This is a genomic window from Arthrobacter sp. AD-310 (assembly GCF_054656615.1).
In genome coordinates this window covers 89,130-110,365 of sequence record NZ_BAAHNO010000034.1, presented here as the reverse complement: position 1 = coordinate 110,365, position 21,236 = coordinate 89,130, and the positions used below count along the sequence as shown (strand labels likewise).

23 protein-coding genes are annotated in these 21,236 nt (G+C 66.3%); 22 read left to right on the top strand and 1 reads right to left on the bottom strand.

What is annotated here, in order from left to right; all coding sequences use genetic code 11:
- Nucleotides 1–6: 6 nt before the first annotated feature.
- The 18 genes from ruvX to ACYQ1Z_RS18515 all read left to right on the top strand — a co-directional run bounded on the left by ruvX (nucleotide 7) and on the right by ACYQ1Z_RS18515 (nucleotide 16,264).
- Nucleotides 7–606: a Holliday junction resolvase RuvX gene (ruvX, locus tag ACYQ1Z_RS18600; protein ID WP_459794030.1), complete on the top strand. Its 600-nt coding sequence runs from the start codon at nucleotides 7–9 to the stop codon at nucleotides 604–606.
- Nucleotides 603–2,297 carry an endolytic transglycosylase MltG gene (gene mltG, locus ACYQ1Z_RS18595; protein WP_459794029.1) on the top strand — a complete coding sequence of 565 codons (1,695 nt, stop codon included), beginning with the start codon at nucleotides 603–605 and terminating at the stop codon, nucleotides 2,295–2,297. Before ruvX ends, mltG begins: the two co-directional genes overlap by 4 nt.
- Nucleotides 2,294–3,154 (top strand): shikimate dehydrogenase, encoded by an 861-nt coding sequence (locus ACYQ1Z_RS18590; protein ID WP_459794028.1) that lies wholly within the window; start codon nucleotides 2,294–2,296, stop codon nucleotides 3,152–3,154. The genes mltG and ACYQ1Z_RS18590 overlap by 4 nt, the downstream gene beginning before the upstream one ends.
- A 26-nt stretch (nucleotides 3,155–3,180) precedes the next feature.
- Entirely contained in the window at nucleotides 3,181–4,380 is a 1,200-nt protein-coding gene (gene aroC / locus ACYQ1Z_RS18585) for a chorismate synthase (protein WP_459794027.1), read from the top strand.
- Entirely contained in the window at nucleotides 4,380–4,949 is a 570-nt protein-coding gene (locus ACYQ1Z_RS18580; protein ID WP_459794026.1) for a shikimate kinase, read from the top strand. Before aroC ends, ACYQ1Z_RS18580 begins: the two co-directional genes overlap by 1 nt.
- Nucleotides 4,946–6,037, top strand: coding sequence for a 3-dehydroquinate synthase (gene aroB / locus ACYQ1Z_RS18575; protein ID WP_459794025.1), 1,092 nt, complete (start codon nucleotides 4,946–4,948; stop codon nucleotides 6,035–6,037). The genes ACYQ1Z_RS18580 and aroB overlap by 4 nt, the downstream gene beginning before the upstream one ends.
- Nucleotides 6,037–6,555, top strand: a complete 519-nt coding sequence (locus tag ACYQ1Z_RS18570; protein WP_459794024.1) for a tetratricopeptide repeat protein — start codon at nucleotides 6,037–6,039, stop codon at nucleotides 6,553–6,555. Before aroB ends, ACYQ1Z_RS18570 begins: the two co-directional genes overlap by 1 nt.
- Before the next feature lie 168 nt (nucleotides 6,556–6,723).
- On the top strand, nucleotides 6,724–7,287 hold the full coding sequence (efp, locus tag ACYQ1Z_RS18565) for an elongation factor P (RefSeq protein WP_043454411.1): 564 nt from the start codon (nucleotides 6,724–6,726) through the stop codon (nucleotides 7,285–7,287).
- On the top strand, nucleotides 7,287–7,697 hold the full coding sequence (nusB, locus tag ACYQ1Z_RS18560) for a transcription antitermination factor NusB (protein WP_459794023.1): 411 nt from the start codon (nucleotides 7,287–7,289) through the stop codon (nucleotides 7,695–7,697). Before efp ends, nusB begins: the two co-directional genes overlap by 1 nt.
- Nucleotides 7,698–7,847: 150 nt before the next feature.
- A complete protein-coding gene (locus ACYQ1Z_RS18555) occupies nucleotides 7,848–8,576 on the top strand; it encodes a GntR family transcriptional regulator (protein WP_459794022.1) in 729 nt (242 codons plus the stop codon).
- Nucleotides 8,577–8,699: 123 nt separating this feature from the next.
- Complete coding sequence (locus ACYQ1Z_RS18550; protein WP_459794021.1) at nucleotides 8,700–9,704, top strand: sugar phosphate isomerase/epimerase family protein; 1,005 nt, start codon at nucleotides 8,700–8,702, stop codon at nucleotides 9,702–9,704.
- A 57-nt stretch (nucleotides 9,705–9,761) separates the two neighbouring features.
- Complete coding sequence (dhaL, locus tag ACYQ1Z_RS18545; protein ID WP_459794020.1) at nucleotides 9,762–11,528, top strand: dihydroxyacetone kinase subunit DhaL; 1,767 nt, start codon at nucleotides 9,762–9,764, stop codon at nucleotides 11,526–11,528.
- The gene (locus ACYQ1Z_RS18540; protein WP_459794019.1) at nucleotides 11,525–12,016 is read left to right on the top strand and encodes a ribose-5-phosphate isomerase; all 492 of its coding nucleotides are present in this window, start codon (nucleotides 11,525–11,527) and stop codon (nucleotides 12,014–12,016) included. Before dhaL ends, ACYQ1Z_RS18540 begins: the two co-directional genes overlap by 4 nt.
- Before the next feature lie 2 nt (nucleotides 12,017–12,018).
- The gene (locus tag ACYQ1Z_RS18535; protein ID WP_459794018.1) at nucleotides 12,019–13,029 is read left to right on the top strand and encodes a 3-hydroxyacyl-CoA dehydrogenase family protein; all 1,011 of its coding nucleotides are present in this window, start codon (nucleotides 12,019–12,021) and stop codon (nucleotides 13,027–13,029) included.
- 26 nt (nucleotides 13,030–13,055) lie between these two features.
- The gene (locus ACYQ1Z_RS18530; protein ID WP_459794017.1) at nucleotides 13,056–13,823 is read left to right on the top strand and encodes an SDR family NAD(P)-dependent oxidoreductase; all 768 of its coding nucleotides are present in this window, start codon (nucleotides 13,056–13,058) and stop codon (nucleotides 13,821–13,823) included.
- 13 nt (nucleotides 13,824–13,836) lie between these two features.
- Nucleotides 13,837–14,007, top strand: coding sequence for a hypothetical protein (locus tag ACYQ1Z_RS18525; RefSeq protein WP_459794016.1), 171 nt, complete (start codon nucleotides 13,837–13,839; stop codon nucleotides 14,005–14,007).
- A 54-nt stretch (nucleotides 14,008–14,061) separates the two neighbouring features.
- Nucleotides 14,062–15,414 (top strand): MFS transporter, encoded by a 1,353-nt coding sequence (locus ACYQ1Z_RS18520; protein WP_459794015.1) that lies wholly within the window; start codon nucleotides 14,062–14,064, stop codon nucleotides 15,412–15,414.
- A gap of 40 nt (nucleotides 15,415–15,454) precedes the next feature.
- A complete protein-coding gene (locus tag ACYQ1Z_RS18515) occupies nucleotides 15,455–16,264 on the top strand; it encodes a triose-phosphate isomerase family protein (RefSeq protein WP_459794014.1) in 810 nt (269 codons plus the stop codon).
- Nucleotides 16,265–16,322: 58 nt separating this feature from the next.
- Here ACYQ1Z_RS18515 and ACYQ1Z_RS18510 read toward each other — a convergent pair whose 3' ends face one another.
- Complete coding sequence (locus tag ACYQ1Z_RS18510; RefSeq protein WP_459794013.1) at nucleotides 16,323–17,600, bottom strand: PrsW family intramembrane metalloprotease; 1,278 nt, start codon at nucleotides 17,598–17,600, stop codon at nucleotides 16,323–16,325.
- 171 nt (nucleotides 17,601–17,771) lie between these two features.
- Between ACYQ1Z_RS18510 and pyrR the strand changes: the two genes are divergently transcribed.
- From pyrR to ACYQ1Z_RS18490, 4 genes are read left to right on the top strand one after another with little or no spacing between them, the layout of a single operon-like run.
- On the top strand, nucleotides 17,772–18,359 hold the full coding sequence (gene pyrR, locus ACYQ1Z_RS18505; RefSeq protein WP_459794012.1) for a bifunctional pyr operon transcriptional regulator/uracil phosphoribosyltransferase PyrR: 588 nt from the start codon (nucleotides 17,772–17,774) through the stop codon (nucleotides 18,357–18,359).
- Nucleotides 18,356–19,384 carry an aspartate carbamoyltransferase catalytic subunit gene (locus tag ACYQ1Z_RS18500; RefSeq protein WP_459794011.1) on the top strand — a complete coding sequence of 343 codons (1,029 nt, stop codon included), beginning with the start codon at nucleotides 18,356–18,358 and terminating at the stop codon, nucleotides 19,382–19,384. Before pyrR ends, ACYQ1Z_RS18500 begins: the two co-directional genes overlap by 4 nt.
- Entirely contained in the window at nucleotides 19,384–20,721 is a 1,338-nt protein-coding gene (locus ACYQ1Z_RS18495; protein WP_459794010.1) for a dihydroorotase, read from the top strand. Before ACYQ1Z_RS18500 ends, ACYQ1Z_RS18495 begins: the two co-directional genes overlap by 1 nt.
- Nucleotides 20,721–21,227: a PH-like domain-containing protein gene (locus tag ACYQ1Z_RS18490; RefSeq protein ID WP_459794009.1), complete on the top strand. Its 507-nt coding sequence runs from the start codon at nucleotides 20,721–20,723 to the stop codon at nucleotides 21,225–21,227. The genes ACYQ1Z_RS18495 and ACYQ1Z_RS18490 overlap by 1 nt, the downstream gene beginning before the upstream one ends.
- Nucleotides 21,228–21,236 lie beyond the last annotated feature (9 nt).

Below are 21,236 nucleotides of genomic sequence, written 5' to 3'. Positions count from 1 at the left end.
CCTGCCATGACCAATCCTGAAGCTGCCGGCGGCTATCCCCAGGGCGTGAAACTGGGGGTGGACGTCGGCACCGTCCGGGTCGGCCTTGCCGTCTGCGACCGGGACGGGATCCTGGCGACACCGTTCAAGACCCTGGACCGGAACGCGAAGAAGAACTCCGACGTCAAGCTCATCGCGAGGCTGGCGGAGGAACGCGGCGCTGTCCAGGTCATTGTCGGACTGCCACGGACCATGAAGGGCGAGGAACACTCCTCCGCCAGGATGGCCACCGACTACGCCGTGCTGCTCGCCGCCGAGCTCGCCGCCCGGGGCCTGGACGTGCCGGTGAACCTCGTGGATGAGCGGCTGAGCAGCGTGACGGCGCACCGCAACCTTCACGAAGCTGGCATGAGCAGCCGCAATCACCGTAAAGTAGTTGATCAGGTCGCGGCGGCAGGTATCCTTCAGCACGCCATCGACATGCAGAAAGCCAGGGGAGCGGATGTCGGCTCACGCGTGACAGCGCCGTCCCCGACCGTGGACCTGGGGGTCACCGAAGAGGACGCGCCAGTCCCCGTGACCCCGGGGGATACGGCCCGATCTTCAGATAATGGAAGGCAACAGTGAGCCCTGCCAACATTGACGACGCTTCCGCCCCCCTGGACGGGCCGGCGAGGCCGCTGACCCGCAAGGAGATGCGGGCCCGGGAAAAGAGCCTGAACACCGGCGGCCATGGCACTGTTCCCGAGCAGGCCTACGAGACGGAACATGAGGTTCCGCCGCTGCCCGCCGAACCGCCCGTCGTTGCTGCAGCCCCTCCTGCGCCCGTCCCCGCCGCTCCGGACGTCCCGGCGGCAGCGCCCGCCGTTCCCGCAGCACCGGACACGCCCCCGTCCATCCAGGACGAACTTCCGGTTGAGCCGGCCATGGCTGCAAGCCACAGCCCCGCGACGCAGCACATCGACCGGGTCGGGCAGGCCGGGCAGGGCCACCACGGCACCGTGCACCAGGACACCGTGCACCAGGAGACTGGGCTGGACGACACAGTGCACCAGGCGCCGGTGTACCACGACGAGGATTACCACAATGACGTCCACTACGACGCGCCCCACCATGCCGCGCACGACGGCATGCACCACCAGGACGTCCACGCCCACGGTGCGCATTACCACGACGGCCACGACGACGCCCCTCACGACGACCACGGCCATCACGGGCTCCTGGCCGGCTCTTCGGCGGCGCAGGTAGTGGCCCGCCCCTCCAAGAAGGTCCGGCGGCGGCGCAGGCTCCTGGCGCTCTTCCTCACCCTCGCCGTCTTCGTCACGGCCGTCGCCGTCGGAGCGCAGTTCCTCAAACCGCTCCTGGGCGGAGGCAAGCCCAGCGATTTCCCCGGTCCGGGCACCGGCGAGGTCCAGGTGACCGTGGACAACGGCGAAGGCGCCCGGTCCGTGGCCATGGACCTCGAAAACAAGGGCGTGGTGGCCAACGCCGACACGTTCCTGCAGGCCTTCAGCGCATCGGGCGGAACCCTCTCACCCGGCGACTACGTCTTCAAATCGGAGATGAAGAACAGCGACGCCGTCAGCGTCCTTTTGGGCCAGGACAAGACCAAAGTCATCTACTTTGCCCTGAGCGCCGGCCTGCGGATCGGCGAATCCCTCCAGGCTATCTCTGCGGGCTCCGGAGTCTCCGTCCAGCAGCTGCAGGAGCTCAGCAACCAGCCGGCCCAGTTCGGGCTGCCGGCGAACGCCAAGAACCTGGAAGGCTACCTCGCCCCCGGTGAACACCGGTTCCCGCTGGGCACTCCGGCCAAGGACATCCTGCAGTCCCTCGTCCAGATCACCGTCGACGAGCTCGTGTCGCAGGGGATCACGGACCCCGCCAAGCAGTACGAGGCCGTGATCGTGGCCAGCATTGTCCAGGCGGAAGGCGGCCAGGCGGAATACGGGGATGTTGCCGGAGCCATCTACAACCGGCTCAAGCCCAACGACCAGACCGGCGGTTTCCTGCAGGTCGACTCGGCCGTGACCTACGGCCTGGGCACCAAGAGCTACAACTTCACCGATGAACAGCGCCAGGACAAGTCGAACCCATACAACACCTACGCGAACCCCGGACTGCCGCCGGGCCCCATCGGATCCCCGGGGAAGACAGCCATCGATGCTGCCGCCCGCCCCAAGACCAACGACTACCTCTACTGGGTGACCGTCAACCTGGACACCAAGGAGACCAAGTTCTCCCGCACGCTGGCAGAGCACAACGTCTACGTGGAGCAGTACAACGCGTGGTGCACCGCCAACGTGGGCCGCTGCGCATGAGCCTTCGGGCAGCCGTCCTGGGCCACCCCATCAGCCACTCGAAGTCCCCGGCACTGCACACGGCGGCCTACGATCAGCTGGGGATCGGCATCAGCTACACGGCCATCGACGTCACAGAAGAGCTGCTGCCGTCCCTGATGGGCCAAATACGGGACCAGCCCGGCTGGCGGGGCCTCTCCGTCACCATGCCGCTGAAGACCGCCATGCTGGACCAGGTGGATGAAGTACGCGGCGTGGCCGGGGTCCTCGGCGTGGTCAACACCGTGTCTTTCGAGGAGCACAACGGCACGGCAAGGACCGTGGGCTCCAACACTGACGTGGCAGGCATCGTCAACGCGCTCCGCCACGCGGGGACCGGGACTGCGCCGACCGCCGTCATCCTCGGCGGCGGCGGCACGGCCGCGTCCGCCGTGGCTGCACTGAAGGAACTCGGGGCGGCCAGCGTGCGGGTCTACGTCCGCGATCCGGCCCGGACCGCGGACGTACGCGCCGCTGCCGACAACTTCGGCGTGCGACTGGATGTCCGCCCCCTGACTGAAGCCGCCCGCCCCACGGCGGCCGCCGACGTCGTGATCTCCACGCTGCCGCCGCGCGCGGCTGATGGCATTGCCGCCGGGATCGCCGCGCTGAAGACCCGGACGCCCGGCGTCCTGCTGGACGTGGCGTACGACCCCTGGCCCAGCCTGGCCGCCTCCGTGTGGCAGGCGGGCGGCGGCACCGTCGTCCCCGGGCTGGAGATGCTGCTGTACCAGGCCGTGGAACAGGTGCGGCTTTTCACGCGCCGCGGAGATGATGTCGACGCGGCCGTCATAGATGTGATGTGCGCCTCAGTCGGCCTTCCCCGACGGGCTTTGTAACCGCCCTCCGTGGCAGGATGGAAGATATGTTGCGTTGGTTGACTGCCGGTGAATCCCATGGTCCGGCTCTGATGGGAATTATTGAAGGCGTCCCCGCCGGTGTTGAAATCACCAGCGGGCACATCGCAGACTCCTTGGCGCGCCGCCGGCTCGGCTACGGACGCGGCGCCCGGATGAAGTTCGAGCAGGACGTCGTCACCATCCTCGGCGGCGTGCGGCACGGCGTGACCCAGGGCGGCCCCGTTGCCGTCCAGGTCGGCAATACGGAGTGGCCCAAGTGGGAGCAGATCATGTCTGCCGACCCCGTTGACGCCGAACTGCTGGCCGACCAGGCCCGGAACGCCCCGCTGACCCGGCCCCGGCCCGGCCACGCTGACTTCACCGGCATGCAGAAGTACGGGTTCGACGAGGCCCGCCCCGTCCTGGAACGCGCCAGTGCCCGCGAAACCGCCACCCGGGTCGCCATGGGCACTGTTGCTGCCCGGTTCCTCAACCAGCTCGGGATCGAGCTGGTCAGCCACACCGTCTCCATCGCCAGCGTCGCCGTCCCCGAGGGGCGGCCGCTGCCTGTACCTGCCGATGTGATTGCCCTGGACTCGGATCCGCTGCGCTGCTTCGACCGGGAAACGTCGGATGCCATGGTGGCCGAAGTGGACGCCGCGCACAAGGAAGGCGAAACCCTGGGCGGTGTCGTGGAAGTGCTGGCCTACGGACTGCCGCCGGGTCTCGGCAGCTACGTGCACTGGGACCGCCGCCTGGACTCCCGGCTGGCGGCTGCCCTCATGGGCATCCAGGCCATCAAGGGCGTGGAAGTCGGCGACGGCTTCAAGACCGCTGCGCGCCGCGGCTCGGCAGCCCACGACGAAATCGTCCGCGACGCCGACGGCCGGATCGTCCGCGCCAGCAACCGTGCAGGCGGCATCGAAGGCGGCATGAGCATCGGTGACGTCCTGCGCGTCCGGGCAGCCATGAAGCCCATCGCCACGGTTCCCCGTGCACTGAAGACGATCGACGTCAGCACCGGCGAGCCCGCCAAGGCCCACCACCAGCGCTCCGACGTCTGCGCCGTCCCGGCCGCGGGTGTCGTGGCCGAAGCCATGGTGGCACTGGTCCTTGCCGAAGCAGTGACCGAAAAGTTCGGCGGCGACTCCGTGGCCGAGACCGCCCGGAACATCAAGGGTTACCTGGACAACATCCCGGCGTCCCTGGACTCGATCGGCAAGTAGTGCCGCACCGCAGCAATACTGGTCCCGTCGGCGACCGGCCGATCGTCCTGATCGGTCCCATGGCCGTCGGCAAATCCGCCATCGGCCAGCAGCTCGCCCAGCAGCTGAACGCGCCGTTCGTCGACACGGACGCTGTCATCGTTGCCGCCCACGGCTCCATCGCCGACATCTTCGCCGGGCGCGGCGAGCACGCGTTCCGGGAGATCGAGGCACGGACCGTCGCCAGCGCCGTCGAAGCGGCTGAAGGCACAGCCACCGTGATTTCCCTCGGTGGCGGCGCCGTCCTGGACTCGGGCACCCAGCAGCTCATCAGCCGCTGCACCGTGGTGTACCTCGAATGCGACGCCGAAACGGTAGCCGGCCGCATCGCCCGCAACTCAGGCCGGCCCCTCCTGGCGGGCGACGCCATGGGCCGCTGGATTGCCATGTTCGCCACCCGCAAGCCAGTCTACGAACGGCTGGCAGATATCACCCTGGACGTCCGCCACGGCTCGGTTGCCGAGCTCGGCGGGCAGCTCGAAGCAGCACTGCGCACCCATGCAGCTGCCAAACAGGAAGTTGAACAGTGAACACCTCATCAACAGTGATCAAGGTCACCGGCGAATCCGCCGCCAACAACTACGACGTCGTCGTGGGACGCGGCCTGCTCGGTGAACTCCCGGGACGGCTGGGGGAGCGGGTGCAGCGGGTCCTGGTGATCCACCCCCGTGCCCTCCGGCTCACCGGCGACACGGTGCGTGACGAGCTGGCCGCCGCCGGCTTCACCGCATTGACGGCCGAAATTCCGGACGCTGAAGAAGGCAAGCACATCCAGGTGGCAGCCTTCTGCTGGCAGGTCCTGGGACAGAACGACTTCACCCGCTCCGACGCCATCGTCGCCGTCGGCGGCGGCGCTGTCACCGACCTCGCCGGCTTCGTCGCCGCCACCTGGCTGCGCGGGGTCAAGGTCATCCACATGCCCACCAGCCTGCTGGGCATGGTGGACGCCGCCGTCGGCGGGAAAACCGGCATCAACACTGCCGAAGGCAAGAACCTCGTAGGTGCCTTCCACCCGCCCGCCGCGGTCCTGGCAGACCTGGACACCCTGGACACCCTGCCGAAAAACGAGATCATCTCGGGCATGGCCGAGGTCATCAAGTGCGGCTTCATCGCCGATCCCGCCATCCTCGACCTTGTGGAAAAGGACACCGACGCCGTCGCGGATCCCCGTTCGGAGACCATCCGCGAACTCATCGAACGCGCCATCGCCGTCAAGGCAAAGGTGGTGTCCGAGGACCTCAAAGAGTCCGGGCTGCGCGAAATCCTCAACTACGGGCATACCCTGGGCCACGCCATCGAACTGGTGGAACGCTACTCCTGGCGCCACGGGGCGGCAGTCTCCGTGGGCATGATGTTCGCCGCGGAACTCGCCCGCAGCGTGGGACGCCTGAGCGACGCCGACGCCGACCGGCACCGCAGCATCCTCGAGTCCCTCGGCCTCCCGGTCACCTACCGCAAGGACCGGTGGCAGGGCCTCCTCGACGGGATGCGCCGCGACAAGAAGTCCCGCGGGGACCTCCTGCGGTTCGTGGTGCTCGACGGCGTCGCCAGGCCCGGGATCCTCGACGTGCCGGACACGTCGCTCCTGTTCGCCGCCTACCAGGAAATTGCTTCCTGATGCAGGGCGACATCACGGGAACAGCAGACTGGCCCGAAGCAGGCTTCCCCGGCATCCGGATCAACCCGGAGACGCTCCTGCCCGAGGTCGTGAACGGGGACGCCTGCCGGGAAGCGCTGGCCGCATCCACCGATCCGGCGGACCACATCTTTGTGCTGCTGGTTGAAGGGCACGCCGCCGAGGCCGCCGAACTTCTCGCCGAAGCGCGCTTCAAGGACCCCGAGTCCTTCCGGCTGCGCGCCTTCGAAGCCGAGGTACTGCGCGTCTCCAACCGGCTGGACCGCGCGGTTGAACTCTTCAGGCAGCTCCTTACCGAAGTGCAGGGAACGCCCCGCGAAGCCCTCGTTCTGCAGTTCCTGGGAAAGACCCAGTACACCGCGGGCCAGACCTCCGCGGCCGTGGAGTCCTTCGCCCGCGCCCTGGATTTGCGCGTTGCGGAGTCCGCCGACGCGGCGTTGATCTACTCCTCGACAGTGGCCCTGCAGCGGGCGCGGGACGTCCTGGACCTCGCCTGCTGACCCTGCCGTAACCCGCAGCCGGAAAGGCGCAGTCCATTTACCGGTAGAATGGTTCTTGGATTTTTCCCAAACCACGCGATTTTTGACAAACACGCGCCGGCAAACCGCTGATCGGACCGGCCGGCATAGAACGTCTGACCAGCCAGACAGAGAAACCAGAGGAAACCAGTGGCAACCACTAACGACATCAAGAACGGAACGGTCCTGAAGCTTGAGGGCCAGCTCTGGAACGTCATCGAATTCCAGCACGTCAAGCCCGGCAAGGGCGGCGCCTTCGTCCGCACCAAGATGCGCAACGTGATGTCCGGCAAGGTCGTTGACAAGACGTTCAACGCCGGCCTGAAGATCGAGACCGCCACCGTGGACCGCCGCGACTACCAGTACCTCTACCAGGACGGCGCGGACTTCGTGTTCATGGACACCTCCGACTACGACCAGATCACCGTCTCCGGTGCCACGGTGGGCGACGCCACCAACTTCATGCTCGAAAACCAGATGGTGAACATCGCCATCCACGACGGCACCCCGCTGTACATTGAACTGCCCCCGAGCGTCGTGCTGGAAATCACCTACACCGAGCCGGGCCTGCAGGGCGACCGCTCATCCGCGGGCACCAAGCCCGCTACCCTGGAAACCGGCTACGAGATCCAGGTGCCGCTCTTCATCGAGAACAACACCAAGGTCAAGGTAGACACCCGCGACGGCAGCTACCTGGGCCGGGTCACCGAGTAGTGAGCGCCCGCGGTAAAGCCCGCAGCAGGGCCCTGGACATTCTTTTCGAAGCTGAGCAGCGCTCCGCTTCCCCCTTCGACGTCCTACGTGCACGCCGGGAAAAGACTGACCAGATTGTCAATCCCTACACCGTGGACATTGTTGAGGGCGTTCTCTCCCGGCAGGCCGCGATCGACGAGTTCCTGGAAACCTACTCCCAGGGCTGGAGCCTCGAGCGTATGCCCTCCGTGGACCGGATCATCCTGCGGATCGGCACCTGGGAGCTGCTTTACAACGACGACGTTCCGGACGGTGTTGCGGTGAGCGAGGCGGTGGCGCTGGCCAAGACGCTGTCCACCGACGAATCGCCCCAGTTCATCAATGGGCTGCTGGGACGGCTGCAGCAGTTGAAGCCGTCACTGCTCGCGTAGCCGTCACTGCCCGAATATTCCACACAGCTCCAGCTCCCCAGAGCCCCGGCCAGGTCCACCTGGCCGGGGCTCTTTTGCTTAGTCATGCTAAAGCCCGCCGAAAACGCAACGTCCACGTACGGTCCAAAGGCATTCCTATAGGATTTGAGCATGAAGAAAGCCTCCGATACCGCCGATACCCTGCCAGTGGACCGCGCCGGTGCCCAAAGTTCCCGCCGCGCAGTCAACCGCCAGGTGCTCGCCGACCATGTCTACTCCGAGCTGCTGGCGTCCCTTATGGACGGCCGCCTGGCGCCGGGATCCGTGGTGAGCATCGACGGAACCGCCAGGGACCTCGACGTTTCTCCAACTCCCGTCCGCGAAGCCCTGGCGCGGCTGGAGCACACAGGAATGGTGCGCAGGGTCGCCCTGAAGGGTTACCGGGTGGCGCCGGTCTTCACCCGCGAGGATTTCGCTGAACTGATGGAGGCACGGCTGGCCATCGAGCCCGTCAACGCCATGCTTGCTTGTGAACGCATGGACGAACGGGGCCTGACGGAGCTTAGGCAGGCGGTTGAAGACCTCAAGGCAGCTCCCCGGGGACCGGCCTTCGCCGAGTTCAAGGACTACCTGGAGGCAGACGAACGCTTCCACCAGATCATTGCGAAGCAGACCCGAAACCAGTTCATGGAGGCCGCCTACTCGGCCCTCGGCGGCCAGATTCAGCGGTTCCGGCTCTTCAAGGGAGTGGGAATCACTGACGCGGAGTGCGCCATTGCCGAGCACCAGGCTGTCCTGGACGCTATGTCTTCAGGTGTTCCGGCGGCAGCGGAAGCAGCAATGGCTGCACATATCCAGCAGGTCCGGGCAAGGGCGATTGCGGACGCGCCCGAAAGCTAGGGGTCTCCTAAGCCCCCTGAACCAGCCCCGGGGGTAGCAGCCGGCCAGGGTATAAGTGACCTTGACAACACTTCGTTCAATAGTAGATCCTATAGGAAACACGATCTACGAAAGAGCGGAACCTTGGCTTATACAGCACAGAACTGGCCGATTACCGCAGCGCTGCTGCAGTTTCAGGCAACCGACGCCTCCGGGACCCATATCAACAACGCCGATGCGTCCGCCTGGGCGGAAGTCTTCACAGAGGTAAAGGAGGCGGGCTTCGCCAACGCTGACCTCACCGACAGCTGGGTGCGCCCCGGTGACCTCGACAAGGAGCGCCTCGCCGAGTTCAAGCAGACCGCCGAAGAGGTGGGCGTTGGCCTTCCCGTTATTTCCGCCATCCGCCGCAGCGTCATCGAACAAGGCAACTGGGAAGCCAACCTTGCCTACAGCCACCGCACCATCGACGCCGCTGCCGAACTGGGCTGCGAGGTTGTGTCCTTCGGCTTGCACCAGGCCATCACCCCGGCGCAGCAGAAGCAGCTGTGGTTCTGGACGGTCGAAGGGTACAAGGACCCGGCGGGGGACAGGGAAGCGTGGAACAACGCTGTGACCCGCCTCCGTGAACTCGGCCGCCACGCGGCCGAAGTCGGTATCCTGCTCTCCCTCGAGATGTACGAGGACACGTTCCTTGGCACTGCGGATTCCTCCGTGCAGCTGGTCCAGGACATCGGCTTGCCAAATGTCGGCCTCAACCCTGACCTCGGCAACCTGATCCGTCTCCACCGCCCCATCGAGGACTGGCGGGACATGGTGGCCAAGACCCTGCCGTACTCCAACTACTGGCACATGAAGAACTACATGCGCGACGAGGATGTGGCCCGCGACGTTTACGTCACCATGCCGGCGCCGATGGAAAGCGGCCTCATCAACTACCGCGAAGCCTTCAAACTGGCACTTTCCGCAGGTTTCCAGGGAATCCTCTGCACCGAGCACTACGGCGGAGACGGCCTGAGTGTCACCGCCAGCAACCAGGAATACCTCCGCCGCCACGTCCTGCCCAAGACTGACGGCTACGCGCTCGGCAAGAGTCAGGTGGCCCAGGGGCGGCAGCAGCCCACGGCCGCCCAGCTCAGCAGCGTCTGACTGCGGCCGGACCAGCAATCCGGACGCAATCACCAACAAAGGATTCAACGAGGAACCATGACCCAGATTTATGACAACCCTGCTGACTTCGCGGATGAGGCACTGGACGGCTTTGTTGCTGCCAACCGCGGCTACGTCGCCCGGGTCGACGGCGGCGTCGTCCGGTCCACGGAAGTACCCGCCGGCCAGGTGGCCCTGGTGGTGGGCGGCGGCTCGGGCCACTACCCCGCCTTCGCCGGGCTGGTGGGACCGGGCCTCGCCGCCGGCTCCGCCTGCGGCAACATGTTCGCCTCTCCGGCGGCCGGCCAAGTGTACCGGGTGGCCAAGGCGGCAAACGCCGGCGGCGGCGTGCTGCTGAGCTACGGCAACTACGCCGGGGACGTGCTCCACTTCGGCCAGGCCCAGCTGCGGCTTAAGGCGGAAGGTATTGACACCCGCACCGTCCTCGTAACCGATGACATCGCCAGTGCTCCACTGGACCAGATCGAGAAACGCCGCGGTATTGCGGGCGACCTGACTGTCTTCAAGATTGCAGGGGCAGCCGCAGAAGCCGGACTGGACCTGGACGCAGTCGAGCGGCTGGCACGCCGCGCAAACTACCGCACCCGCTCCCTGGGTGTTGCATTTGACGGGTGCACGCTCCCGGGGGCGGATGCTCCGCTGTTCCATGTCCCAGCCGGCCAAATGTCGCTGGGCCTGGGCATCCACGGCGAGCCGGGCATTTCCGAGCATCCCATGCCCACAGCCTCCGAACTTGCCGACCTCCTGGTCTCCAGGCTCCTCGAGGACAAGCCGGAGGACGCCGGAAACCGCGTGGTGCCCATCGTCAATGGCTTGGGAACGGTCAAATACGACGAGCTGTTCCTGCTCTTCGGCAAGATCGAAAAGCTCCTTTCCGCAGCCGGCCTGACCGTTGTCGAGCCCGAGTGCGGCGAGCTGGTCACCAGCCTGGACATGTCCGGACTCTCCCTCACCCTGCTGTGGCTGGATGAAGAACTGGAGCGCTACTGGGCGGCCCCGGCCGACACCCCTGCCTTCCGCAAGGGCAACCTGGTCCCGCGGGCACGCCGGGAACTGTCCGGACAGGAAGACGCTGTGGCAGGCGAAGGGGAAGATACGACGCCGGCAGCAGCTGGGCTGGGCCGGCTGGCAGCCGCCGTGCTCGCCCAGGTGCAGGACGCCGTCGTCGAACATGAGGAGGAACTGGGCCGGCTCGATGCGGTTGCCGGTGACGGCGATCATGGCATCGGCATGCGGCGCGGTGTTGACGCGGCAGCGGCAGCAGCGCAGCAAGCTGCGGCCGCCGGGGCTTCCGTGCAAAGCGTGCTCACCGCGGCGGGGGAAGCCTGGAGCGAACGTGCCGGGGGGACCTCGGGTGCGCTGTGGGGAACGGCCGTGATGGCTGCCGGCTTGAGCCTCGGCAACAAGACCTCCTACGTTGCCGGGGATGCGGCCGCCGCGGTGAACGCCTTCGTGGACGCCATTACCGCCCTCGGCAAGGCCCAGCCAGGGGATAAGACCATGGTGGACGCGCTGCTTCCCTTCAGGGACATCTTCCAGGCCGTGTTCGACGGCGGGTCGCCGGCAGCCGAAGCCCTGGCCGCGGGGGCAGCAGCGGCGCAGGAAGCCGCTGAAGGTACGGCATCCCTCCGGCCGCTCAAGGGGAGGGCACGGCCCCTGGCCGAGAAGAGCCTGGGCCATCCGGACCCCGGGGCGGTTTCCTTCGGGCTGATCGCCCGACGCATCTCCGACTACTTCAATTCTGAACTGACCGACTATTCACCCCTGGCCGCCTCCGCGGCCGGAAACGGAGCAGAAGCATGAGCGCACAGGGCGCAGCAGCAGGATGGCGCATTGTCATCGGAAACGACGAAGCCGGCGTCGAATACAAACAGGCGTTGAAGGCGCTGCTCGAAGCGGACAGCCGCGTGGCATCCGTCAGGGACATCGGTGTCGGTGCCGAGGACTCCACCGCGTACCCGCATGTGGCGGTGGATGCCGCCCGCAAAGTCGCCGAAGGCGAGGCCGACCGTGCCCTGCTGATCTGCGGCACCGGGCTGGGCGTGGCCATCGCGGCCAACAAGGTTCCCGGCATCCGGGCCGTGACCGCCCACGACAGCTACTCGGTGGAGCGCTCCGTCCTGAGCAACAACGCCCAGGTGCTCACGCTGGGCCAGCGCGTCATCGGCCTTGAACTGGCAAAGAAGCTGGTGGGCGAATGGCTCGACTACCGCTTCGATGAAACGTCAGCCTCCGCCGCAAAGGTGGACGCCATCTGCTCCTACGAACCCGATTACACAAAGGCAGTCTGATCATGACCGAAACAGCAAACACGGCATCAAATCCGGAGAACACGGCATCGGCGGACGTCCAGCCCGCCCGGAAGATCGCCGTAGTCGGCTCCGGCTACATGGGCGGGGGAATCGCGCAGGTCCTGGCCCTTGGCGGGGCACGCGTGGCGCTGGCGGATGTGTCCGCCGAGGTGGCGCAAAGCAATTACGAACGCCTCCTGGTGGAGTCGGACCAGTTCGTGGCCGACGGCCTGTTCCCGGCGGGCTCCACGGAAATCCTGAAGCAGAACCTCTGGGCTGCCAAGGACATCGAGGAGGCCGTGGCGGACGCCGACTTCATTGAGGAAGCCGTACCCGAAGTCATCGCCATCAAGCACCAGACCCTGGCCCGCGTCAGCGCCGCCGCCAGGCCGGACGCCATCATCGGCTCCAACACCTCCACCATCTCCATCGCGGAGCTTTCCGGGCCGGTCACCAACCCGGAACGGTTCCTGGGCGTGCACTTTTCCAACCCGTCGCCGTTCATCCCCGGCGTGGAAATCATCCCGCACGCCGGCACCTCCTCAGCCACGGTGGCGGCGGCCCGCGAGCTGGTCCATGCGGCCGGCAAGCAGACAGCGGTGGTCAAGGACGTCACCGGCTTCGTGTTGAACCGCCTGCAGTACGCCCTGTTCCATGAAGCTGCGCAGCTGGTGGAGCAGGGCATAGCGACGGCGGACGACGTGGATACGCTGGTCCGCACCACATTCGGCTTCAGGCTGCCGTTCTTCGGACCGTTCGCCATCGCCGACATGGCCGGGCTGGACGTGTATGCCTTCTGCTACAAGTCCCTGCAGACCGACTTCCCGGAACGGTTCGCAACCCCAAAGATCCTGAGCGACCTGGTGGACGCAGGAAAGCTGGGCACGAAGACCGGCGCCGGTTTCCTCAACGTCCCGGCCGAGCGGACGCCCGAGCTGATCGCCTACCGCAACAAGGCCTACGTCGCCATGCAGAAACTGCTCGAAGACCTCGGCCCTGCCCCCATCAACTAACCCGACTGCCCTAACCAGGAGCACGCATGAGCAGTTTTCCCATCGAGCGCACCGCCATAGTCACCGGAGCGGTGTCAGAACGGGGCATCGGCCGGGCCACCGTCAACTACCTCGCAGGCCAGGGCTGGAATATCGGCATCATCGACCTCGATGACGCCCTCTGCGAGGTCACGGCCAAGGAACTGTCGTCGCAGTATGGCATCCGCGCCCACGGCGTGGGCGCCAACGTGGCGGACGAAGCATCCGTCCGCTCCGCCATCGACTCCATCGAGGCGGAGCTGCCCCAGATCGTCGCGCTTGCCAACGTTGCCGGCGTCAGTTCACCCGTTCCATACCTGGAGCTGGACGCAGCCGAATGGGACCGCGTCCTCAGCATCAACCTCAACGGCGTCCACTACGCCACCCGCCGGGTGGCTGAATCCATGGTCAGGAACCGGATCGGCCGGATTGTCAACATATCCTCGATCTCAGCCCAGCGGGGCGGCGGAACGTACTCCAAGACGCCGTACTCGGTTGCGAAGGCCGGCGTTATTGGCCTGACCCGTTCCACCGCCAGGGAACTGGGGGAGTACGACATCACGGTCAACGCCGTTGCCCCGGGCCCGATTGATACGGACATCATGGGCGGCACCCTGAGCCAGGAACGCAAGGACGAACTGTCCAGGGACCTGGTGGTCAACCGCATCGGGTCCACACGGGACATCGCAGCAGCCATCGCCTTCCTCATCAGCGAGGACGCCGGTTTCATCTCCGGGCAGACGCTGAATGTGGACGGCGGGCTCTACATGCACTAGAGAGGGCCTTCCCTTGGCACGCAACAGCAAACAGGCAGCGGCGCCTTCACCAGCACGGCCCGCACCCGCAACAACAGCCCTTACCAGCGGTCCCGCGACCTGGAGCCGCGCACGACGGATCTACCTTGCCGTGGGCATCCTCGCCTGCATCACAGGGGCCATGATGATCGCGTTTTCCCTCTAGGGCCTCCGAAGCACACCCAACGTGCGCAACTGATTCACTCAAAGAGGAGTTTTAGTGTCTTTAGCAGCAACATCCACCAAGGAGCTCCTGGACTCGCCGGTCCTGAAATCGGCGATTTCCAAGGCCTCCCTCCGGCTTATGCCGATGCTGGTCATCCTGTACATCGTGGCGTTCCTTGACCGCACCAACGTGGGCTTCGCTGAAGCTGCGCTGGAAGTGGACAGGGGCATCACCGCCGGCGCGTACGCGCTCGGTGCCGGGATCTTCTTCATCGGCTACGCCCTGTTCGAAATCCCCAGCAACCTGCTTCTGAACAGGTTCGGAGCGAAGGTGTGGCTGGCCCGCATCGCCATTACGTGGGGCATCGTGTCGGCATGCTTCGCCTTCGTCCAGGGCGAGGCGTCCTTCATCATCCTGCGTTTCCTGCTGGGTGTGACTGAGGCCGGCCTGTTCCCGGGCGTCATTATGTTCCTGGCTGCCTGGTTCCCCAACAAGGTCCGCGTCAAGATGTTTGCCATCTTCTACCTGGCCCAGCCGTTCTCACAGATGATGGGCGCGCCGCTGTCCGGCTGGCTGATCAACATCGGAGACCAGGTTCCGGGCGTCGCAGGCTGGCAGGTCATGTTCTTCGTCGAAGGCATGCTCGCTGTTCTCGCAGGCGTTGCGGCATACTTCTTCCTGATCAACAGCCCCCAGGATGCGAAGTTCCTGAACCAGGGCGAAAAGAAGGCGCTGCTGGACGTCATGGCGCTCGAAGACACCGTGAAGGAAGAAACAGGCCCCCGAGGCGTGCTCGCGGCGATGAAAAACGGCAAGGTCTGGTACTTCACCGTCATCTACTTCTGCCTGCAGATCGCTGTTTACGGCGTGACCTTCTATCTGCCGCAGCAGGTGTCCCAGCTGACCGGCCAAAAGGTTGGCCTCGCCGTCGGCCTCATGGCAGCCATCCCGTGGTTCTTCGGCATTTTTGCCTGCTACCTCATCGGCAAAGCCGCCAACACCCTGGTCCGCCGCAGGGTCTGGGGCACCGGCCTGTTCATCTCCACCGGCCTGTGCATCTTCGGCTCCGCGTGGGCGGGCATCAACCACCTGCCGGCCCTTGGCATCGTCTTCATCACCCTGGCTGTGTGCAGCTTCCTCGCCATCGGTCCCATCGCGTGGTCCTACCCGACGGCGTTCCTGACCGGAACGGCGGCAGCAGCGGGAATCGGCCTGATCAACTCGCTGGGCAACCTCGGCGGCTTCGTTGCACCGATCCTGCGCACCACCGTGAACGGAATTGCTGGTGACTCCACCGGCTCCGCCGGGGTCGTTGCCCTTGGTGTTCTCCCGTTCCTGGCCGCGGCCATGATGTACGCCACGAAGCGGTTCCGCAACAAGGCCGACGACCTGCTTGATGCCAAGTAAGACTGCAATGCCTGAATGCAACACCGGAAAGGAACCAGCCATGACCGGCACCATGTACATCGGAGTCAGCACGAAGATGTACATGGGGTACCGGGACACCATAAGTTGGCTCGGACAGATCCGGAACGAAGTGGACTCCCGTCCGGCCCTGGCGGCCGGGCGGGTAGTCCCGTTTGTGATCCCTTCTGCCCCGATGCTTCCTGCTGCCGGTACAGTCCTGGCCGGATCACCCGTCCTCCTGGGTGCGCAAAATTGCGCTTGGGCGGATGGACCGTGGACCGGTGAGGTATCGCCGTCACTCCTGGCAGAGCTCGGGGCCGGACTCGTAGAGATCGGGCATGCCGAGCGTCGCCGTCACTTCGGCGAAGACGGCGAACAGATCGCACGCAAGGTCAGGGCCGCAGATGCCGCGGGCGTCCGGCCCCTGCTCTGCGTCGGTGAGGAAACCCCCGACGACGGAACCCGGGCAGGCGCTGAGGCCGCCGCCGGGTTCGTCCACCGGCAGATCGCCGACGCCGTGAACGGCGACTGGGCACTGGCTTCCCGGCTCATTATCGCCTACGAGCCCGTCTGGGCCATCGGGGCAGCTGAACCAGCCAGGGCCACATACGTCTCCGCCGTTGTCCAGGCACTCCGCGGGCTCCTGCACACGCACGGAAGGGAGGCGGGCGTGACAACGCTGCGGGACCTTCCCATCATTTACGGAGGTTCGGCAAAACCAGGGCTTCTTCCGGTGCTGGACGGCACCTCCGGGCTCTTCCTGGGCCGTTTCGCCCACGATGCCGGCAACTTCGGCAAAGTTCTGGACGAAGCCCTTGCCTTGACGCGCCTGGTACCAAGCTGCCCCTAGTCCCGCTGCCGCCATCGCGGTCCAGCTCCCGGCGAAGCGCCAATCCGGGCCTGAAGACTCAGCCGGCGACGGCCGCGCGCAGAGCGAGGACCCGCTGCAGTTGCTGCCGTTCCTCGGCCTGGTGCAGCTGGACATCCCGTCCGCTGAGGATCCGCTGCCGCGTGTTCGCCAGGTGGGTTGCGGCTTTCACGAACTCCTTCATTTGCCGTTTCCTGCCGTATCCGCCTGCCCAGTTCAGCGCTGTCCGGCGGCCGCCCAGTGTTGCCAGGAGTTCGACTTCCGCGGGGGTGAACCAGCCGGCCGCCGAGTATTCCAGCAGGCGCTGGCGGGTGAGGCGCTTCTCGGCAACCCGCAGCGAGACGATGCCTGCCACCGCGACGAGGAAGATGGGCACCTGGACAACGATGTAGTCCAGCAGGAACCCCTGGCCCATGCTGTTCCACCGGTTGTGCAGGAACATGGCGGGCAGGAGCCCCACAAAGAATGCTGCAACCGAGGCGCCGGTATGCCACCGGCGGGCCGCGTAGCCCATGATCAGGCCGGTGGTGCCGGTAAAGATGGCGTGGGCGAAGGGCGACATGACGCCGCGGAGGAAGAAGACCTGGGCGAAATCGCTGGCAGGGCTGGCCGATTCGGCGATGGCCCTGCCGAAGTACAGGATGTTCTCGGTGAACGCGAACCCGCCGGCAATGGTGAACGCGAACACCACGCCGTCCACCGGGCCGTCGAAATGCCGCCTGGCCAGGAGCAGGAGAAGGAGCAAACCGAGGGATTTGGCGAATTCCTCCACAATGGGTGCCTGTACCGTCGCCATGTAGGTCTGGAGGTCCGGGAGGTCCGAGAACTGGAAGCCAAGCACGAAGAAGGGCTGGATCAGGAGCGTGACCGCAATGGACACTGCGGCCCCCCACGTAAAGGCGAAGAAAAGCAGGCGCTTCGGCTCAGGTTCCCATTTGTCGATGACGTAAACGGCCAGCAGCACGGCCGACAGCGGCAGCAGGGATGCCAGGAAACCCATGACAAACCCGGTGGTGCCGGTGTTGGAGAGCAGGAACGGCACCACCAGGAAGAGGCTCAGGAATGCCAGCGTCCCGCCCGCAACTGTCAGCCCTGCCAGGCCGCCCCGGGTGCGCGCGGCACGGAGCGCAGTTCCCTCTGCCTGCGGCGGGACCACAGAGGCCACGGGTCCGCCCTGATGGCCGGGCGCGGGCCGGTAGTTTTCCGGCTGGACGTGGCCCATCCAGCTGGGATTGGCCTGGCGGGGAAGTGGCGCCGCCTGCCTTGAATACGGATCTTCGGGGTGTCCGGGTGACGGCCGGCGGGGATTGATCGACATAACCGACAGCCTAGGTGTGGCCGGGGTTGCCACCAAGGATGCGGTGCCTCGAATGTGACCAGCGCCGCCTTCCCGCGGCACCGGCAGGAGAGGGCCGGTGTGGTAATTTTGGTACCGCACATGATCCTTTTTTAATTCCGTCCTGTGAGGCGGGGAAAGGGGAGACGAGCGTTGACTTCTGTCACCAGCGCACCGGTTCCAGCCAGGACAGTCCTGAACCAGGCTGATATTGACCGGGCCCTCACTCGTATCGCCCATGAGATCCTCGAGGCCAACAAGGGATCCCAGGACCTCGTCCTTCTGGGCATCCCCCGCCGCGGCTACCCGCTGGCAGTCCGGCTGGCCCAAAAAATTGCCGCCGCAGACAACACCGTGGACGCTGCCGCCATCGTCGGGCAGCTTGACGTCACCATGTTCCGCGACGACCTCTCGCGCCAAGGGACGCGCCCTCCCTATCCCACCAGGCTCCCGAAGACCGGCATCGACAACAAAGTCGTCGTCCTCATCGATGACGTGCTCTACTCCGGCCGCACCATCCGCGCCGCACTCGACGCCCTCGTCGACCTGGGCCGCCCCCGCATCGTCCGCCTGGCGGTCCTGATCGACCGCGGCCACCGCGAACTTCCCATCCGCGCCGACCACGTGGGCAAGAACCTTCCCACTTCCTCCGCCGAGAAGGTCCGGGTCCGGATCGAAGAAACCGACACGCCCCCCGGCGGCACCCCTGTCAACGAAGTAGTGATCGAAGGCGGCTCGTGAAGCACCTGCTCTCCACCCAGGACCTCAGCCGGCCGAACGCCATCAGCATCCTGGACACCGCCGAGGAAATGGCGGCCGTCGGGGACCGCGAGGTCAAGAAACTGCCCGCCCTGCGTGGCCGCACCGTGGTCAACCTTTTCTTCGAAGACTCCACGCGCACCCGCATCTCCTTCGAAGCCGCAGCCAAGCGCCTCTCCGCGGACGTCATCAACTTTGCCGCGAAGGGATCCTCGGTGTCCAAGGGCGAGTCCCTCAAGGACACGGCCCAAACCCTGTCCGCCATGGGCGCCGACGCCGTCGTCATCCGCCACTGGGCCTCCGGGGCACCCCACCGCCTGGCCGCCACCGACTGGATCGACGCCGCCGTCATCAACGCCGGTGACGGTACGCACGAGCACCCCACCCAGGCGCTGCTGGATGCGTTCACCATGCGCCGGCACTGGGCGAAGCTGTCCGGTACCGGGTCCGAAGGCGCCGATCTGAAGGGAATGCGCGTCGCGATCGCCGGCGACGTCCTGCATTCCCGGGTCGCCCGTTCCAACGTGTGGCTCCTGCGCACCCTCGGAGCCGACGTCACCCTGGTGGCGCCGCCAACTCTGCTGCCCATCGGCGTCGAAAAATGGCCGTGCAAAGTCAGCTACAACCTCGACGAAACCCTGGCGCAGGGCGTGGACGCCGTCATGATGCTCCGCGTCCAGGGCGAACGGATGAACGCGTCCTTCTTCCCCACCACCCGTGAATACTCACGGCGCTGGGGCTTCGACGACAACCGGCTGCGCGCCCTGGACCGGCTCGGCATGAAGGACACGATCATCATGCACCCCGGCCCCATGAACCGCGGCCTGGAAATCTCGGCCGCAGCCGCCGACTCGCCCCGCTCCACCGTCCTGGCCCAAGTCCGCAACGGCGTGTCCGTCCGGATGGCCGCACTGTACCTGCTGCTCTCCGGGGACACCCGTGAACCAGCCGCCGAACCGGTCCTGGCCTCTGCCGGCACCGCCCACCCCACCAAGGAGAGCAACTGATGGCAGGCAACACCGGAACCTACCTGATCCGCGGCGCCTCGATCCTGGGCGGCGAACCTGCGGACCTGCTCATCCGTGACGGCATCATCGCCGAAAAGGGCGCCGGGCTTTCCGACGACGACGCCACAGTCATCGACGCCGCCGGCCTCGTGGCCCTCCCCGGCATGGTCGACGTCCACACCCACCTCCGCGAACCCGGCCGTGAGGACGCCGAAACCGTGGAAACCGGCACCCGTGCAGCAGCCCTCGGTGGATTTACCGCCGTCCACGCCATGGCCAACAGCACCCCCGTGGCTGATACCGCCGGCGTGGTGGAGCAGGTCCACTCCCTGGGCCGGGCGGCCGGCTGGGTTGATGTACGGCCCGTCGGTGCTGTCACCGTGGGCCTGGCGGGGGAGCAGCTGGCCGAACTGGGCGCCATGGCCGATTCCCGTGCCCGCGTGCGCATGTTCTCCGACGACGGCATCTGCGTCCACGACCCCGTCCTCATGCGCCGGGCGCTGGAATACGTCAAGGCGTTCGACGGCGTCGTGGCCCAGCACGCGCAGGAACCCCGCCTGACCGCCGGCGCCCAGATGAACGAGGGCGAAGTGTCCGCGGTCCTGGGCCTCACGGGCTGGCCTGCGGTGGCAGAGGAAAGCATCATCGCCCGCGACGTCCTGCTCGCCCAGCACGTTGGCTCCCGCCTGCACGTCTGCCACGTCTCCACGGCCGGTTCCGTCGAAATCATCCGCTGGGCCAAGGAACGCGGCATCAACGTCACCGCCGAGGTCACCCCGCACCACCTGCTCCTCACCGACGATCTGGTGCGCAGCTACGACCCCGTCTACAAGGTCAACCCGCCGCTCCGTACCGACGCCGACGTGCAGGCGTTGCGCGCAGGGTTGGCTGACGGGACTATCGACGTGGTCGGAACGGACCACGCCCCGCACCCCAGCGAGCACAAGGAATGCGAATGGGCGCAGGCGGCCATGGGCATGACCGGGCTCGAAACCGCCCTGTCCGTGGTGCAGCACACCATGATCGAAACCGGCCTCATGACCTGGGCGGACTTCGCCCGCGTCACCTCAACCGCGGCGGCAAAAATCGGCCGGCTCGAGGACCAGGGCCGGCCGCTGGAGGCCGGCGAACCGGCCAACGTCATCCTTGTGGACCCGGCCGCCCGCTGGACGGTCGACCCGTATCAGATGGCCACGATGGGGCGGAACTCACCGTTCAAGGGCCGCGAACTCCCGGGCAAGGTGGTGGCCACCTTCTTCAAGGGCCACCCCACCGTCCTTGACGGCAGGCTCAACACGCCGTACCGGTACGCGGCCTCTCCGGCAGGCGCCGCCTGATGGACAAAATCCTTCCCGGACTGGCGATGCTGGCGGTAGTCGCCGTCGTCTTCGTCCTCCTCGCCATCGGCTGGCGCAACCGCCTGAAGCGCCAGGCCGACGTCGAACAGCTGCCCCAGGTGCCCGCGGCTCCCGGCGAGCCGCTCACCAGCGCCGAGGGCCAGTACGTCGCCACCACCACCGGCGGGGACTGGCTGGACCGAATCGCCGTCCACGGCCTCGGCATCCGCACCAACTCGGACCTTGCCGTGTACCCGCACGGCGTCCTCTTCGACCGGTCCGGCGCCCCGGCCCTCTACATCCCCGCTGCCGCCCTGGCCGGCGTCCGGCAGGACAGCGGCATGGCCGGAAAGTTCGTGGAGAAGGACGGCCTGCTGGTACTGACGTGGACCCACGGGTCCCACGAACTGGACACCGGTTTCCGCACCCGACGCGCCGCGGACAAGGAAGTGCTCTACACGGCCCTTCAGCAATTGATCTCCCCAGCCCCACAGACCCAGCAGTGAAAGCGAATA

What these genes read in the sequence shown, in the direction of transcription:
- ACYQ1Z_RS18555 (WP_459794022.1), top strand. Translation starts at nt 7,848, where the DNA reads ATGAAGAAAGCCTCCGATACCGCCGATACCCTGCCAGTGGACCGCGCC.
- ACYQ1Z_RS18515 (WP_459794014.1), top strand. Translation starts at nt 15,455, where the DNA reads ATGACCGGCACCATGTACATCGGAGTCAGCACGAAGATGTACATGGGG.
- ACYQ1Z_RS18590 (WP_459794028.1), top strand. Translation starts at nt 2,294, where the DNA reads ATGAGCCTTCGGGCAGCCGTCCTGGGCCACCCCATCAGCCACTCGAAG.
- ACYQ1Z_RS18495 (WP_459794010.1), top strand. Translation starts at nt 19,384, where the DNA reads ATGGCAGGCAACACCGGAACCTACCTGATCCGCGGCGCCTCGATCCTG.
- ACYQ1Z_RS18535 (WP_459794018.1), top strand. Translation starts at nt 12,019, where the DNA reads ATGACCGAAACAGCAAACACGGCATCAAATCCGGAGAACACGGCATCG.
- aroC (WP_459794027.1), top strand. Translation starts at nt 3,181, where the DNA reads ATGTTGCGTTGGTTGACTGCCGGTGAATCCCATGGTCCGGCTCTGATG.
- ACYQ1Z_RS18570 (WP_459794024.1), top strand. Translation starts at nt 6,037, where the DNA reads ATGCAGGGCGACATCACGGGAACAGCAGACTGGCCCGAAGCAGGCTTC.
- ACYQ1Z_RS18540 (WP_459794019.1), top strand. Translation starts at nt 11,525, where the DNA reads ATGAGCGCACAGGGCGCAGCAGCAGGATGGCGCATTGTCATCGGAAAC.
- ACYQ1Z_RS18490 (WP_459794009.1), top strand. Translation starts at nt 20,721, where the DNA reads ATGGACAAAATCCTTCCCGGACTGGCGATGCTGGCGGTAGTCGCCGTC.
- ACYQ1Z_RS18510 (WP_459794013.1), bottom strand. Translation starts at nt 17,600, where the DNA reads ATGTCGATCAATCCCCGCCGGCCGTCACCCGGACACCCCGAAGATCCG.
- dhaL (WP_459794020.1), top strand. Translation starts at nt 9,762, where the DNA reads ATGACCCAGATTTATGACAACCCTGCTGACTTCGCGGATGAGGCACTG.
- ACYQ1Z_RS18530 (WP_459794017.1), top strand. Translation starts at nt 13,056, where the DNA reads ATGAGCAGTTTTCCCATCGAGCGCACCGCCATAGTCACCGGAGCGGTG.
- ruvX (WP_459794030.1), top strand. Translation starts at nt 7, where the DNA reads ATGACCAATCCTGAAGCTGCCGGCGGCTATCCCCAGGGCGTGAAACTG.